15 protein-coding genes are annotated in these 16,288 nt (G+C 39.0%); 5 read left to right on the plus strand and 10 right to left on the minus strand.

Annotated elements, in window-relative coordinates:
- Nucleotides 1–4: 4 nt before the first annotated feature.
- The 9 genes from BQ5903_RS06790 to BQ5903_RS06830 all read right to left on the minus strand — a co-directional run bounded on the left by BQ5903_RS06790 (nucleotide 5) and on the right by BQ5903_RS06830 (nucleotide 10,568).
- The gene (locus tag BQ5903_RS06790) at nucleotides 5–289 is read right to left on the minus strand and encodes a YlbG family protein (protein ID WP_010494588.1); all 285 of its coding nucleotides are present in this window, start codon (nucleotides 287–289) and stop codon (nucleotides 5–7) included.
- 32 nt (nucleotides 290–321) lie between these two features.
- Nucleotides 322–3,780, minus strand: coding sequence for a pyruvate carboxylase (locus BQ5903_RS06795; RefSeq protein ID WP_056988029.1), 3,459 nt, complete (start codon nucleotides 3,778–3,780; stop codon nucleotides 322–324).
- A 61-nt stretch (nucleotides 3,781–3,841) separates the two neighbouring features.
- On the minus strand, nucleotides 3,842–5,035 hold the full coding sequence (locus BQ5903_RS06800; protein WP_029604896.1) for an FtsW/RodA/SpoVE family cell cycle protein: 1,194 nt from the start codon (nucleotides 5,033–5,035) through the stop codon (nucleotides 3,842–3,844).
- 10 nt (nucleotides 5,036–5,045) lie between these two features.
- Nucleotides 5,046–5,327, minus strand: coding sequence for a DUF1507 family protein (locus tag BQ5903_RS06805; protein WP_010494601.1), 282 nt, complete (start codon nucleotides 5,325–5,327; stop codon nucleotides 5,046–5,048).
- Nucleotides 5,328–5,492: 165 nt separating this feature from the next.
- Nucleotides 5,493–6,386, minus strand: a complete 894-nt coding sequence (locus BQ5903_RS06810) for an IS982 family transposase (RefSeq protein ID WP_079579223.1) — start codon at nucleotides 6,384–6,386, stop codon at nucleotides 5,493–5,495.
- A 207-nt stretch (nucleotides 6,387–6,593) separates the two neighbouring features.
- The gene (typA, locus tag BQ5903_RS06815) at nucleotides 6,594–8,435 is read right to left on the minus strand and encodes a translational GTPase TypA (protein ID WP_056988028.1); all 1,842 of its coding nucleotides are present in this window, start codon (nucleotides 8,433–8,435) and stop codon (nucleotides 6,594–6,596) included.
- Between the two features lie 135 nt (nucleotides 8,436–8,570).
- Complete coding sequence (locus BQ5903_RS06820) at nucleotides 8,571–9,350, minus strand: inositol monophosphatase family protein (protein WP_079579224.1); 780 nt, start codon at nucleotides 9,348–9,350, stop codon at nucleotides 8,571–8,573.
- Nucleotides 9,351–9,355: 5 nt separating this feature from the next.
- Nucleotides 9,356–9,646: a UPF0223 family protein gene (locus BQ5903_RS06825; protein WP_010494612.1), complete on the minus strand. Its 291-nt coding sequence runs from the start codon at nucleotides 9,644–9,646 to the stop codon at nucleotides 9,356–9,358.
- 4 nt (nucleotides 9,647–9,650) lie between these two features.
- Complete coding sequence (locus BQ5903_RS06830) at nucleotides 9,651–10,568, minus strand: Rossmann-fold NAD(P)-binding domain-containing protein (RefSeq protein WP_079579225.1); 918 nt, start codon at nucleotides 10,566–10,568, stop codon at nucleotides 9,651–9,653.
- 119 nt (nucleotides 10,569–10,687) lie between these two features.
- Here BQ5903_RS06830 and BQ5903_RS06835 point away from each other — a divergent pair, with 119 nt between their 5' ends.
- A complete protein-coding gene (locus tag BQ5903_RS06835; protein WP_079579226.1) occupies nucleotides 10,688–11,719 on the plus strand; it encodes an IS30 family transposase in 1,032 nt (343 codons plus the stop codon).
- Between the two features lie 244 nt (nucleotides 11,720–11,963).
- Entirely contained in the window at nucleotides 11,964–12,524 is a 561-nt protein-coding gene (gene def, locus BQ5903_RS06840; RefSeq protein WP_056972721.1) for a peptide deformylase, read from the plus strand.
- 61 nt (nucleotides 12,525–12,585) lie between these two features.
- On the opposite strand, the gene BQ5903_RS06845 is transcribed toward def, so the two are convergent.
- Entirely contained in the window at nucleotides 12,586–13,071 is a 486-nt protein-coding gene (locus tag BQ5903_RS06845) for a hypothetical protein (RefSeq protein WP_010494630.1), read from the minus strand.
- Nucleotides 13,072–13,291: 220 nt separating this feature from the next.
- Between BQ5903_RS06845 and BQ5903_RS06850 the strand changes: the two genes are divergently transcribed.
- The 3 genes from BQ5903_RS06850 to rnjA all read left to right on the plus strand — a co-directional run bounded on the left by BQ5903_RS06850 (nucleotide 13,292) and on the right by rnjA (nucleotide 16,275).
- Nucleotides 13,292–14,185, plus strand: a complete 894-nt coding sequence (locus tag BQ5903_RS06850) for an IS982 family transposase (RefSeq protein WP_079578748.1) — start codon at nucleotides 13,292–13,294, stop codon at nucleotides 14,183–14,185.
- A gap of 198 nt (nucleotides 14,186–14,383) precedes the next feature.
- Nucleotides 14,384–14,602 carry a DNA-directed RNA polymerase subunit epsilon gene (locus BQ5903_RS06855; protein ID WP_010494636.1) on the plus strand — a complete coding sequence of 73 codons (219 nt, stop codon included), beginning with the start codon at nucleotides 14,384–14,386 and terminating at the stop codon, nucleotides 14,600–14,602.
- Nucleotides 14,599–16,275, plus strand: coding sequence for a ribonuclease J1 (gene rnjA / locus BQ5903_RS06860; protein ID WP_010494638.1), 1,677 nt, complete (start codon nucleotides 14,599–14,601; stop codon nucleotides 16,273–16,275). Before BQ5903_RS06855 ends, rnjA begins: the two co-directional genes overlap by 4 nt.
- The last annotated feature ends 13 nt before the right edge of the window (nucleotides 16,276–16,288 follow it).

A 16,288-nucleotide genomic window follows, 5' to 3' on the forward strand; every position in this document is an offset into this window, starting at 1 on the left:
GTTATTAATTATTTTTATCTTGATCTTCTTCTGTCATCTTATAAATCTCTCCATTTTGAAAATCCCGTTTAATTTCTGGGCGTGGTGATTTGACGACTGCTTTGACAAACTTTAATTTTGCAACTTTTTCCATGGTTTCTGCCACTTTATCCTGATCAAGATATAAAACAACATATTTCATCTTTCGGGAGACATATTGAATAGTACCGTATTTGCGTAATATCTTGCTTTGCTTTAAATGATACAAATATACTACAATACTTTGGCGTTGCTTAATTTCAAAAGGCAACTGCACTCCTCCTTTCACACTGCATACATTACTTACATTTCAGGCATTTCACGGTCTCCTTTTTGCTTATCTTGACTGATTTCTAACAAAAGATCTCCTGTCTCAAGCAAATCACCTTTTTTAACATAAGTATGCTTAATAGTGCCATCAAACGGCGCTTTGATCGTCGTTTCCATCTTCATGGCTTCTGTAACTACTAATTCGTCACCCTGGTTGACTTTTTGTCCATTTTCAACCATTAATTCAAGTACCGATCCACTAAGCGTCGCACCAATATGTTCAGGATTCGTTGGCTCTGCTTTAGGCACAGTAACACTCGAACTTGCAGAATTCTGATCTTTGATCAAAATCCTGGAAGTTTCTCCATTTACCGAGAAAAAGAGCGTCCTATTACCAACATCATCTGGTTTTGAAACAGAATCAAGTTTTATAATAATGCTCTGACCATGACCAAAAGAAATTTCAGCAGTCTCACCAGAACGCATTCCCTGATAAAAAGTGGGAGTGTCCAAGTGGTAAACAGCACCATATTGTTTGGCTGATTGCTCATACTCTTTAAAGACATCTGGATATAAAACATAGCTTAAAACTTCTAATCGACTAGGTTGTCTCTTAATGACCTCTGCCAGTTCTTTTTGTATCGCTTCAAAGTCGATTGGCTTTGCTAAACTCCCTGGGCGCACCGTCAAAGGCTTTATTCCCTTCAGAACGACCTTTTGCAAAGCTGGTGGAAAACCACCGACTGGCTGACCGATATCTCCGGCAAAAAAGTCAACCACTGATTGTGGAAAATCAAGTTCTTGGCCCCTCTCTAAAATATTATCGGCATTCAATTTATTTTGTATCATAAACAAAGCCAGATCTCCAACAACCTTAGAGCTCGGTGTCACTTTAATAATATTTCCTAGCAGCCCATTTACTGTACGGTACATTTTTTTGACTTCTTCAAAATCTGAAACACCTAAGGCTTTAGCTTGTTGCTGCAAATTCGAATACTGGCCTCCCGGCATACCTGTCTGATAGATGTCAGTTTGTACAGAATCTGAGTTTTTCATAAAGTCCTTATAAAAAGGCTTGACCCCTGCCCAATAGCGATCAACAGCTTCGGCAGCTGTAACATCGAGTTTCGGCTGTCTTTCATTTCCTGTCAGCCCATAGTACAAGCTAGTCATTGATGGCTGGCTTGTCGTACCAGACAAGGCACTGCTGGCAACATCTACAATATCGACACCGGCTCTAGTTGCCTGCAAATACGTAGCAACACCATTTCCGGTTGTATCATGCGTGTGCAAATGGATCGGCACATCAATTTCATTTTTCAAAGCACTGATCAATTCATAAGCAGCATTAGGTTTCAATAGCCCCGCCATATCTTTGACAGCCACGATCTGAGCACCAGCAGAAACTAAATCTTTTGCCAAAGAAACAAAATAATTTAAATCATATTTATCTTCATTAGGACTTAAAAGATCACCAGTATAACACATCGTACCTTCTACAATTTTTCCTGCATCTCTGACGTACTGAATACTTTTTTCCATCTGATCGACCCAGTTCAAACTATCGAAGATCCGAAAAACATCAACACCTTGCTGAGCACTTTCCGTAATAAATTCCTGCAAAACGTTATCGGGATAATTCTTATATCCCACAGCGTTCGAGCCGCGAAATAACATTTGTAATAAGGTATTAGGCATCTTCTTATTCATTAGCTTTAAACGTTCCCATGGATCTTCATGCAAAAAACGGTAAGCAACATCGAAAGTTGCTCCACCCCAAACTTCTGCAGAAAAGATATCTGGAAAAGCCTGATCATAAGCAGCAATCACCGGTTCCATATCTTTCGTCCGCATCCGTGTAGCAAATAAGCTTTGGTGCGCATCACGCATCGTAGTATCAGTCAATAACAAGTTGGGCTGTTGTTTGATCCAATCAACTACTGCACTAGCCCCAGAGGTCTTTAAAACAGTTTTAGCATTTTTATGCGGTTGTCCTGTGATCAAAGAAGTATCGAGTTGAGGTTCTGGAAAATATACTTTTTTGTGTCTTTGCATTCCTGGATAACCATTGACAGTAATATCACCAACATATTTCAGCAGCATATTACTTGTATTTAGTTCTTTTTCAGGAATAAATAATTCTTTAGTATCATCAATAAAAGTTGTATGTGCCTGGCCTGTATAAAAAATTGGATGGGCCAAAACTTTAAGCATGAAACCAATATTAGTTTTAACACCACGGATCTGGAATTCATTCAAAACGCGAGTCATCTTTTTAACCGCATCTTTAAAAGTTCGTGCCTGAACACAGGCCTTTACTAATAAAGAATCGAAAAACGGTGTGACAGTCGCTCCTGCATATGCATTTCCTCCATCCAAACGCACTCCAAAGCCACCTGGTGAACGATAAGTTTCAATTTTTCCTGTATCGGGTAAAAAGTTATTTTCTGGATCTTCGGTTGTGATCCGACATTGGATAGCCGAACCATGCATTGTCAGTTCTTCTTGTCGAGGTAAACCGATTTCTGAGAACAAATCTTGACCTGCAGCAATTTTAATTTGAGTTTGGACAATATCGATATCCGTAATCATTTCAGTAACAGTGTGTTCTACCTGAACTCGCGGATTAACTTCAATAAAATAAAAATCCGAGTCTGTCACCAAAAATTCGACAGTTCCCGCATTTTGATAGTCAACAGATTTCATTAATTCAACTGCGGCATTGCAAATTTCTTGTCGCCTTTGCTCACTAAGAGTCAAACTTGGAGCAAATTCGATCACTTTCTGATGTCTTCTTTGTACAGAACAATCACGTTCAAATAAATGCATAACGTGTCCATGTTGATCAGCCAAAATTTGGACCTCAATATGCTTTGGATGATCTAAATATTTTTCTACATAAAGTTCATCGCTGCCAAAAGCTTGTTTGGCCTCACTTTTTGCTCGATTGTAATTGGTCTCTAATTCTTTTTCGTTATGGACGATCCGCATTCCACGTCCACCACCGCCTAAGGCAGCCTTCAACATGATCGGATAACCAAACTTTCTTGCCAGTTCTGCAACTTCATTTAAAGAAGTCACAGGGTCTGTCGTACCAGGGATCGTATGTAGTCCAGACTTAGTCGCAATTTGTTTTGCAGTCACCTTATCACCAAAGATGCATAATTGCGAAACAGTCGGTCCGATAAATGTAATGCCTGCTTCTTGACAACTCTGTGCGAATTCTTCATTTTCAGCTAAAAAACCATATCCAGGATGAATAGCGTCCGCCCCAGTCATCTTTGCAACACGGATAATGTCAGCAATGTCTAGATAGGCTTCGATCGGTTTTTTCCCGGCCCCGATCAAATAAGCCTCATCAGCCTTAAACCTATGTACCCCATACTCGTCTTCCTTGGCATACACAGCAACAGTTTTTAACTTCAGTTCGTGACAAGCACGAATGATCCTAATAGCAATTTCACCACGATTGGCTATTAAAACTTTTTCCATTTATTCCCACCACTTTCATAATTAAATTTTCATGTAGTCGACACTCATTCAAGCGAACTACCTATTTTTCAGTAATATCGATCTCCATGCCACGATTCTGGTTAGCAGCGATATTCATGACCATTCCAACGGATAACGACAAAACTATCATACTTGAACCCCCATAGGAGATAAACGGCAAAGTAACACCGGTGATCGGCAATAATCCTAGAACACCGCCAATATTAAAGCAAGACTGAACCAGCATAAAAGAACCAATACCATAACAAAACAAAGTATTATAAGTATTCTGTGACCTGATCCCGATTAAAAAGATCCTTGCAATTATAAAAAATAATAAACCTAATATCACTACGGTACCCACAAAGCCTAGCTCCTCATTGATCACTGACAAAATAAAATCCGTATACGGTGCTGGTAAGTATCCGCGTTTCTGAATACTATTACCCAATCCAAGCCCCAAAAGACCGCCGTTACTAATAGCGTAATACGAATTTACCAGTTGTTTACCTGACGAATCCGCTACCGAAAACGGGTCAAAGAAAGCTTGGAAGCGCGCGTACATATACGCATATTTTGTACCGCCAAGAGGATTACCCAGACGTAAAAGCTGAATTGCACCCAATAATACTAGAGCAATTGCAGACCAAATAGCCGTTCTTTTCCTATACGATAATCGGCCATTATTGGTAGATGCTGTAGCGATGACTAGAATAACCATCAAATTAATAGTAAAACCGCCAAAATCCGGAGCTACCAAAATGAAGAACAACATCAAGCCGACTAAGAGGTAAGGTTTGATTTTAGAACCAGTACTGTAATAAACACCATTTTCAAAGCCTTTTTCTCGCAAGGACATCAGGCGAGCCATAAACAAAGCAAAATATAATTTACAAAACTCAGCTGGTTGTAAACTAACAGGTCCAAAATTGATCCACCCACGAGCGCCATTGATCGGATTTGTAAAAAACAATGCAAATCCCAACAAAAGTATCAAAATAACATAACTGATCAATATAAACTTAGAATTAGCCCACCAGCGCGGATTCAAATGACAGACGACCAATAAAGCTGAAACTCCAATTATCACAAAAATCAACTGTTTCCATAAATAGGAATCCGCTTTTAATCCCCCATAGGAAAGATTGATCGAACTAGCCGAATAAACCATTATGATCCCAACTACACAAAGGATAATGTATGGGATAAAAAGATAATTATCAAAGTATTGTATTTTTTCTTTAATTTTTTTCATTTCATACTTATCACTGAGCAGAACGATCGACAGCTTCTTGTTTGATCATCTCGAGGTCATTTTCCAAAGTGGTCACCATTTGCTCCCCTTCGTCATTAGTCAACAAACCACAAGAAACAGCAAATTGAACCTGACAAGAAAAACCATAAATACGAGTGTCAGCAACATCATCAAACGCGGGACAATCAGTTAAACACAAAGCGTATTTTTGATTGCCGATCAACTGACGAATACTATCAGCACTTTCTTGTAAAATAGCTAATGCATCTTTTTTACTTACCGCCTGCTTCATTTCTTCTCTCCTTTCACCACTTGGGCAATTATATCACATACAATTATATCTTAAAAAAGTTCAGTTTAATTAATTATAGTTGCTAAAAAAACATTAACTTGACTTACTTATTATACACTATATCTGAATTCAACTGTATTAAAAAGGTTATATATACGCGTGGTGCTAGTTCGTAATAATTCTATTTTCTGTAAAATCAAAAAAGCCTAAATTATAAATAAAGACGGTCAATTCGATTTTTAACCAAAAGCCTACCACTGACCGCGTGAGGTTTTTTTCGATCCCATAATTTTCAACTAGGATCGAGAAACGGGATTCGATCGTGCGCCGGAGATCTTTCAAAGCCGGAACATTGTGCTGTTTGGCTCCTTTCATGTTTGAACGGTAAGGTGTCCAGAGCTCATAACCTAGCTCGCCAAAATCTTCTTGTAAGGGCTGTCCCACATAACCGACATCCGCTAAAACAAAGGGACACGGACAGCCTGCGATCAAAGTTGACGCCGCTTGGGTGTCATGTTTAGAGGCCTCGGTGACAGTGTAATTTAAGATATAACCGCTGAGCGAGGTCTCAAAATGAGTCTTAAACCCGTAAAAATACATGTCTTTGGTCGCATTGTAGCCTAGGTCAGCTATGCCGCGGAAAACCTTGGCCCGCTTATTTCTAACTTTTTGGCATAAAGGGTTAGGCAAACTATCAATGATCGCAAACTGTCCTGTTTGCGCATAGTCGCGAGTCAACCCCTGCCGCATGGCCATGACCACTGGGAGAAGACGTTGTGCTCGTCGGTTAAAACGGGAGCGCTCAATGTTCAATTGATGTGGGATGAAGGTCTGTGCCCAGGCAAAGAATTTACGCTGGGAGTGCATCTGTGTAATGACCTGTAAACACAGTAAGGCTAAGATCTGCACATCAGAAACACGAGAATTAGTGGTGTTACGGCGTTGCGAAATATAGCGCGGGCAGTATTTTTGATAAAGCTCAGCACAAAGAACTTTAAGTTGAGCTAAATTGACTTGTAAATTATGTCGTTTTTGTTTAAACTTTAAGTGGTCCAACAAGATCAGGTCTCCTTTGTTTAAGTCACTTAAGAGTCTAACCTTGTTGGGCTTTTTTTGTAAAATTTTGTACTAAATAGTTGAATGTTACGAACTAGCACCACGCGTGTTATATATCAACGTTTTTAATTCTTAAACGTTTTGTAAAACTTAACACTATTTAGAAACAAAAAAAGAGACTAGGAATTATTCCAGTCTCTTAAAAAACGACTATTTAGTTTCTTTTTTTGCTTTTTTTGCTTCTTTTTCACGTGCATTGGTATTTAAAATACTCTTACGCAATCTGATTGATTCTGGTGTGATCTCTAACAATTCATCTTCATTTAAGAATTCCAAAGACTCTTCCAAAGTTAAATGAATTGGCATCTTGATAGAAGCAGTTTGATCTTTACTTGATTGACGAACGTTGGTCAAATTCTTACCTTTAGTAATATTAACTGAAATATCACGTTCACGAGAAGATTCACCAATAATCATACCTTCATAAATTTCAGTACCGGGATCAACAAAAATAGTCCCACGACCTTCAACACCCATGATAGCGTATGTGGTTGCCTTACCTTGATTAATAGAAACAAGGGCACCATTTCTACGACCGGGCTCCCAGTTGCGGATCACTGGCTTGTATTCAGCAAATGTATGATTCATGATCCCATATCCACGCGTCATTGAAAGAAATTGTGAATCAAAGCCGATCAATCCACGAGTAGGTGTTGAAAATGTCAAACGAGTTTGCCCATTGTTACCTGTTTCCATGTTAGTCATTTCGCCCTTACGTTGAGCAAGAGCATCAATGATCGAACCAGAATATTCATCAGGCGTATCGATCGTGACATTTTCAAATGGTTCGGATAACTTGCCATTGACCTGGCGCAAAATAACCCTTGGACGCGAAACGGCCAATTCGAAACCTTCACGACGCAAAGTTTCGATCAAGATAGATAAGTGAAGTTCTCCACGGCCTGAAACGACCCATGTGTCTGGAGATTCTGTATCTTCAACACGCAACGAAACGTCAGTGTGTAATTGTAATTTCAACCGATCTTCTAATTTACGTGCAGTAACCTTATCACCTTCACGACCAACAAACGGCGAGTTATTAGTAATAAAGTTCATCTGTAGTGTAGGTGGGTCGATCCGTAAAATTGGTAAAGCGTCTGGCTTATCAACAGGACAGATAGTTTCACCAACGAAAATATCTTCCATTCCTGAAATAGCAACCAAATCACCTGCTCGAGCTTCATTTATTTCTAATCGTTGTAAACCGAAATAACCAAAAAGTTTAGTAACTCTAAAGTTCTGCTGACTTCCGTCCAGTTTCATAACTGTAACTTGATCACCAACTTTAATAGTTCCACGGAAGACACGGCCAATACCAACACGACCAACAAACTCATTATAGTCAAGCATAGCAACTTGGAACTGCAATGGTTCATCAGAATTATCGATTGGTGCAGGAATCGTATCAATGATCGTATCAAAAATTGGATCCATGGTGTGTTTTTGAGTATCAAGATCAGAATCTAATGAAGATGTCCCATTCATAGCTGAAGCATAAATCACTGGGAAATCAAGTTGCTCTTCATCCGCTCCGAGTTCAATAAAGAGATCCAAAACTTCATCAACTACTTCGTCTGGACGAGCACCTGGACGGTCAACCTTGTTAATAACAACGATCGGTGTCAAATGCTGCTCAAAAGCTTTCTTTAAAACAAAACGTGTCTGTGGCATTGTCCCTTCAAAAGCATCAACTACTAAGACAACACCATCGACCATTTTCATGATCCGTTCTACTTCACCACCGAAATCGGCATGTCCTGGTGTATCCAAAATATTGATCTGTTTGTCTTTATAACGAACAGCAGTATTTTTAGACAAGATCGTGATTCCACGTTCCTTTTCAATATCATTGGAATCAAGCGCACGATCACCGATCTGAGTATGCTCATCAAGTGTATCGGATTGTTTTAACATTTCGTTAACTAAAGTCGTCTTACCATGGTCAACGTGGGCGATAATAGCAACATTACGAATATCATCACGTGTTTTCAAAATTTGTTCTCCCTTTCATTCATAGGCTTTACGGTAAAATATCATTGTTTTTTCATGATTTTGTGAAAACTTTGACATTATTTTCATAACCTGGCATAAAAAAAGCTGTGACAATGAAGCCACAGTCATCGGCTATCATTTGGCAGACATCAATGCCGATATTTCAATATAAGCATTTTTTGTTGCTACCAGTACATCTTCTGATGGTACCACGTCTAAGAGCTTGCCGTCAATCGTTTTCACACTCAAATTTAGACTTTCTGCTAAAATACTTCCTGCTGCATAATCCCAAGGACGTAAATGTGACAAATAGCCAACACACTGACCCGTCAAAACATGAATAAATTCGATCCCTGCACTACCATAGATCCGTGCACCCGCACTTTTACGAATAACTTCCTGTAAATTATGATAATTAGTAAGCATCATTGGTCCGTTGACACCTAACAGTCCATCCTTTAACTGAATGTTTTTGGGTGCCGGCAACTGCTCTTTATTGCAATATACTCCGATCCCCGGTCCTCCCCAATACAAGCGATCATGAATAACATCATAAATAAAACCTAATAATGGTTTTTGATCCTGATAAATTGCGATCATGCTAGCAAAATCAGCCGCTTGTTTAACGAAGTTCATTGTACCATCGATCGGATCGATCACCCAAAAAAGTCCCTTTGACGATTTAAAGTCGGCTTTATTACCTTCCTCGCCTAAAATAGCTGAATCAGAAAAATTCTCGTTGATTTTTTCTCTAAAAAAACGTTCTATTTCCTTATCAATGTTTGTTACTAAATCAAGCCGTGACGTTTTGTTTTGTACATCCAGACCACGTGCTCTTCCTTCCAAAATTCTATTTCTTGCTTCATGAAACCATTTTGTTACCTGTCGATAAATTTCCTTTTGTTGTTCAGTCATTGTACTCATTCCTTTTTTGTTTTGAAACGCTGAAATTTTTGTTCGTTTTTCAAAACATACTGACTTGCAGCATAGATACTATACCCTGAGGCCGTCTCAAACCTCTTGTCTAATTGCTTCTGAGTCATTTTTGCCGGCTCTAATTCCTGAAACCTTTGGTATTTTGTTAAAAATTCAACGCGACTGATACCAATAGTATATAGCTTTTCTACGGCCTGGTAAAAATCTGTCGCAATAATAACTTCAGAAATATCCCATTCCGGCATTAAAGGGTATTCATAATTTTCTGTATTCATTAGTTCATCTTCCACTCATCAAACTTTGAATCTGGCTTAAAACCTGATCTTTAATATCTACCAATTTCTGTTTTTCATCTTCCGACAAATTAAGAGTTGGAAGTTGTGAAACTCCTTGTGTTGACAATAAAACCGGTTCGCTGATCGCAATTTTTTGCTCATCCACTTGAACTTGGTGTGTTAATGGGATAATTTGTGCAAAAGATGAAAATAGCGCCTCAAAAACACAGTCGATACTAGCTAAAATCACCGGCAACAAACTTTTTTCTGAACTTTCTTTCAGTCGCTCCTCGATTTTTGCAAGTTCATTTTGAGTAAACAAACTGTTTTCTTGGGCGATCAAAGACAGTAACGGTGTTCCTGCCACTAACCCTCTACTCCATGCTGGAACTGCATCTGCAAATGTTCCCAAAACACTGACATGGATCTGACGCACATCAATTTTTAAAATATTACTGATCATTTTTTCAACCAGCATCGATAACGGCAACGTCCCTAAACCAAAAATAGCATTATCAGGTAAGCCTGAAAAACGCAATGCAGAAAAAACTTGTTCCTCACCGTGTTCAGTTAAAAAGCAAACTTTGCCGGCAAAATTATTAGCCATAGCCTGATTAATAAGAAGTTGAGTCCAGTGAATTTCAGCACGTAAACTTTCTTCAAATGTCAAATCTTTTTCACTTGCACTTTCTGATTTTCCGATCAACAAAAGATCAATATCATTCCACTCTGGAGTATTCGTTGCAGTTAGCCGTAGATTTTTAGCCATTACGGCAGAATTCAAAATATCCTGAACAGAATGCGGAAACTCAACATCTTTTTGGTACCAAATAAAACTAATTTCTTTATCTTGAACGATATTATGCTGCAAAATTGCTTCCACTAACAAATCATTCCCACAGATCAAAACGTTTCTTGACATACTCACGCCTCCCACGTTAACAACGTTGACCATTTCTGTCTTTTTATTCTAACATAAACTATTATATCTGAAAATTTTCTTAATTGTCTCAGTCAAAAAATATAGAAAGGCAGATCTTTATGACTCAAATACAGTCTAGCACTAGAAAACATTATAAACAATTGTCAGAAACAGAAAGAGGAGCGATCGGAGCTTATTTGAAAGTTGGCCTGAGTGCTAATCAGATCGCAGGTATTTTGGGACGTTCGCCTAGTACTATTTGCCGTGAAATCAAACGCGGCACTACTTTACAACGCCACTCAAATTACCTGTTTTATCAGCAGTATTTTCCTGAGACTGGACAAGCAAATTATCTTAAACATCGGAGCCGCTGTCATTCAAAACCGATGACACGCAACTGCTGGCTGTATTTCTCAATGCTCAAGAAAGAGCTAAAGAAACCCTTTCGTGCGCAAAGTGTGGCGAGTTTTACTGCTTATTTTAAAAGGATCCACCCCGATAAGCCGGTGCCTTCAGTCACGACTGTTTATCGCTATATAGATCAAGGTTTGCTGAGCTTAAGGAATATTGATCTGCCGCAAAAATTACGTCGCAGAACAAAGTCCAACACCCACACGCATACCAGACAGAACCAGAAAAAGTTAGGTCTGTCGATCGAGGAAAGGCCAGCAGAAGTTAAGACGCGGTCAACCTTTGGAAATTGGGAAGCTGATCTGGTCAAGGGAGTTAGGCGGGCAAGTGAGCCCGCCCTACTAACTTTAACTGAGCGTAAAACTCGGTATGAAATGATACTCAAGCTGCCTAATTACCATGCGCAAACTTGCCTCAAGGCAGTTGACGGGACCATTAAGCAATTCCCAGAACTTTTTAAAACGGTCACCTTTGACAATGGTGCTGAATTTGCCGAGCAAAGTAAATTAAGTAAGATCACCAGTTACTTCGCCCATCCTTCTTCGCCCTGGGAACGTGGAAGTAACGAACGGGCTAACGGACTTTTACGTGAGTTCTTCCCCAAAGGACATTCACTGAAACAAGTAACGACAACAGAAGTCCAAATGGCGGAGGATGCCTTGAATAATAAGTATCGCCGCATCCTAGGTTATCATTCTGCCAAAGAAGCGTTAGCGAACGAATTAAACCAAACAACATAAGCGGCTAGTGAGGAGGCAGGCCACTCGCTACGCTTCTTGGCCTGCCTTCTCACTGCACTAACATATTTACTTATAGTTTAAGCTTTACACTTGTTGCACTTGATTTGAAAATTAAGGTAAAATAATGTTTTATTCAAAATCCCGCAAAACCAGTAAATATAATAAAAACAGCTCATCTTTTTAGCCATGGCAGTATTAATTATGTTAAGATTAAGTTATATTATCTTTTGGAGGCAATATACACGTGATATTAATGGACGATATTACTCGTGATGGAAATCCTGTTTTACGTTCACGAGCTAAAGAATTAACTTTTCCCCTTTCTGATAAAGAAATCGAAATGGGTAAAAAAATGATGGAGTACTTGGAAGTCAGTCAAGATGAAAAACTAGCTGAAAAATACCATCTACGTGCCGGTGTGGGTTTAGCTGCACCTCAAGTTGGTTCTCCAACTCGTATGGCGGCTGTTTTAGTACCAAGTGACTATGAAGAAGAACCGCCAGCATTTAAAGAAATACTCGTTAATCCTACTATTCTCAGTGAATCTGTGCAGGGGGCAGCTCTGGGAACTGGCGAAGGCTGCCTTTCAGTTGACGAAGATATTCCAGGATATGTTTGGCGCCATGACCGCATCAAATTACGCTGGTACGATTTAGATGGAAATAAACATATCTCTCGTCTGAAAGACTATCCAGCAATCGTGGTCCAACATGAATTTGATCACCTAAATGGTGTCTTATTCTATGACCATATTAATAAGGACGCTCGTTTTAAATCTCCTGATGGTGGAGTTTTGATCGGGTAAAGAGATACACTACATTAATTTAGGCCTTACAGAAAAAAACTGACAATATTTGTCAGTTTTTTTATTTTTCTAATTTTTCTATATCATTGACATAACCGATAGTTTGTTGATTAACAAGATAGGCGATCTCAATATTTAACTTGCCCTCACGAAACCAAATATCTGAAATAACTAAAGGACTTTTATCATTAACAGTGACTAACCCCTTTTGCTTTGCGTACAAGCTCAATTGGTAAGATATTTCTTTTTTAACTTGACGAACCTGTTTTTTATCAAGTTCGATAAAGTAAAACGAAAAACCAAACACTACCACGTTTAGCCCCCACACCCTTGACACTGGAACGATCTTAAGCGGGCCAAAGGAATCATTTGTACCATCAAAACCTGACAATTTCACTCCCTTCAAAGCTGTTTTTACAGCATCTGTCACTAACGTTTCATATGTCTTTTGCTTTGCTTTTAAACTGCGATTTCGTATTTTTTTTATAACCCAAATTATTAATGCGATAGTTAAAAGTAGCGCTATAATACCCAAGAATGTTTTCATAAAAAATTGCTCCCTTAATTCGCTTAAACAGCATAATTTCTGTCTCATTATTATTTTAACATACTAAATAGTTTCCAATAATTATATACTTATCTATAGTTCATTAAGTTAATATACGCGTGGTGCTAGTTCGTAACATTCAACTATTTAGTACAAAATTTTACAAAAAAAGCCCAACAAGGTTAGACTCTTAAGTGACTTAAACAAAGGAGACCTGATCTTGTTGGACCACTTAAAGTTTAAACAAAAACGACATAATTTACAAGTCAATTTAGCTCAACTTAAAGTTCTTTGTGCTGAGCTTTATCAAAAATACTGCCCGCGCTATATTTCGCAACGCCGTAACACCACTAATTCTCGTGTTTCTGATGTGCAGATCTTAGCCTTACTGTGTTTACAGGTCATTACACAGATGCACTCCCAGCGTAAATTCTTTGCCTGGGCACAGACCTTCATCCCACATCAATTGAACATTGAGCGCTCCCGTTTTAACCGACGAGCACAACGTCTTCTCCCAGTGGTCATGGCCATGCGGCAGGGGTTGACTCGCGACTATGCGCAAACAGGACAGTTTGCGATCATTGATAGTTTGCCTAACCCTTTATGCCAAAAAGTTAGAAATAAGCGGGCCAAGGTTTTCCGCGGCATAGCTGACCTAGGCTACAATGCGACCAAAGACATGTATTTTTACGGGTTTAAGACTCATTTTGAGACCTCGCTCAGCGGTTATATCTTAAATTACACTGTCACCGAGGCCTCTAAACATGACACCCAAGCGGCGTCAACTTTGATCGCAGGCTGTCCGTGTCCCTTTGTTTTAGCGGATGTCGGTTATGTGGGACAGCCCTTACAAGAAGATTTTGGCGAGCTAGGTTATGAGCTCTGGACACCTTACCGTTCAAACATGAAAGGAGCCAAACAGCACAATGTTCCGGCTTTGAAAGATCTCCGGCGCACGATCGAATCCCGTTTCTCGATCCTAGTTGAAGATTATGGGATCGAAAAAAACCTCACGCGGTCAGTGGTAGGCTTTTGGTTAAAAATCGAATTGACCGTCTTTATTTATAATTTAGGCTTTTTTGATTTTACAGAAAATAGAATTATTACGAACTAGCACCACGCGTAGTTAATATAATCAAAACATCGGTGAAATATAATTTAATCTTAAACGTTAGCTTCCAATTCTATACTTGATAAGTTTTCTATGCTAAGATAGTACTAAATATCGTGTAAACGATCCATGTTCGGAATTTTATTTTTTGCGTTATTCTAAACGCAAGCAGTCGATTATGTAATAAAGGAGAATACTAAAATGATTTTTAAAGTATATTATCAACCAACTAAAGGGATCAGTCCGCGTCGTGAAAACACTGAATGCCTGTATCTAGAAGCAGATTCAGAAGTTGAAGCACGTGCATTGGTCGAAGAACAAACAAATCACAACATTGAGTTTATCGAACAACTTGATGGGGCCGCACTTGAATATGAGCAACAAAGTGTAAACTACCAATTAACGGAGTTTAGTAAATGAAAAAGCTGAATGTCAGAAATAACGAAACGGCTGTTTTTGCAGTTGGTGGTTTGGATGAAATTGGTAAAAATACTTACGGTATCCAATTTCAAGATGAAATCATCGTCGTTGATGCTGGAATCAAATTTCCTGAAGATGACCTTTTAGGAATTGACTATGTCATCCCAAATTACCAATATTTAGTAGCTAATAAGCAAAAAATAAAAGCTCTTGTGATCACACACGGCCATGAAGACCATATCGGAGGGATCCCTTACTTTTTAAAGCAAGTTAACGTCCCAGTATACGCAGGCCCTCTAGCTTTAGCATTGATCAAAAGCAAATTAGAAGAACATGGTTTGTTAAGAACGACAGAGCTGCACGAGATTAATGAAGATACAGTTTTAAAATTTAGGAAAACGAGTGTTTCTTTTTTCCGTACGACTCACTCGATCCCAGACACATTGGGTGTGGCAATAAAAACTCCTTCTGGAACTATTGTTTGCACAGGTGACTATAAATTTGATTTGACACCGATCACCAATCAACCGCCTAATCTGCAAAAAATGGCCAGATTAGGTGAGGAAGGCGTTTTATGTTTGTTATCAGATAGTACAAACGCTGAAATTCCTAACTTTACAAAATCTGAACGTTGGGTCGGTAAATCTATCCGACAAATTTTTGAAAAAGTAGATGGTCGAGTCATTTTTGCAACGTTCGCCTCCAATATTTCACGTGTCCAGCAGGCTGCTACCGCAGCAATTAACCGTGGCCGTAAAATTGCAGTTTTTGGTCGTAGTATGGAAGCTGCAATCGCAAACGGACGAGAATTAGGTTATTTAGATATTCCTGATGATGCTATAGTAGACGCTAGAGAAATCAACCGTTTACCTGCAAATAAAGTAATGATCCTATGTACGGGTTCTCAAGGTGAACCAATGGCCGCTTTAAGCCGAATTGCCAATGGGACTCATCGTCAAGTGTCTATTCAACCTAATGACACAGTGGTCTTCTCCAGTTCCCCTATCCCTGGTAATACTTTGAGTGTTAACCGAGTAATAAATGAATTAGAAGAAGCTGGAGCAACAGTAATTCACGGAAAAGTCAATAACATTCACGCATCTGGACATGGTGGTCAAGAAGAACAAAAGTTGATGTTGCGCTTGATGAAGCCTAAATTCTTTATGCCTGTGCACGGCGAGTATAGGATGCTTAAAATTCATACTGAGTTGGCACAAAAATGTGATGTTCCTAAGGAAAACACCTTCATCCTAGAAAACGGAGATGTGCTTGCACTAACAAAAGATTCGGCTCGCATTGCAGGTCATTTTGATGCAAGTGATGTCTATGTTGACGGATCTGGAGTTGGTGATATCGGCAATGTCGTTTTACGCGACCGGCGTACACTTTCAAAAGACGGGATAGTAGTAGTCGTAGCAACGATCGATATGCATAAAAAACAAGTTTTAGCTGGACCTGATCTCTTATCGCGCGGTTTTATATATATGCGCGAATCTGGAGAATTGATCAATAAAGGACGTCGTCTTTTAAACCGAACGATCAAACGAACCTTAAAAGATGAAAATGTGAATGAAGCAATGATTCGTGAGGCTGTAACTTCAGAATTACAATCATTTTTATATGAACAAACTGAAAGACATCCGATGATTTTACCAATGTTTGTCACTGTCTAAAATTGACCAAAAA

The sequence above is a fragment of the Ligilactobacillus acidipiscis genome (assembly GCF_900116935.1).
GTDB classification, from domain to species: domain Bacteria; phylum Bacillota; class Bacilli; order Lactobacillales; family Lactobacillaceae; genus Ligilactobacillus; species Ligilactobacillus acidipiscis.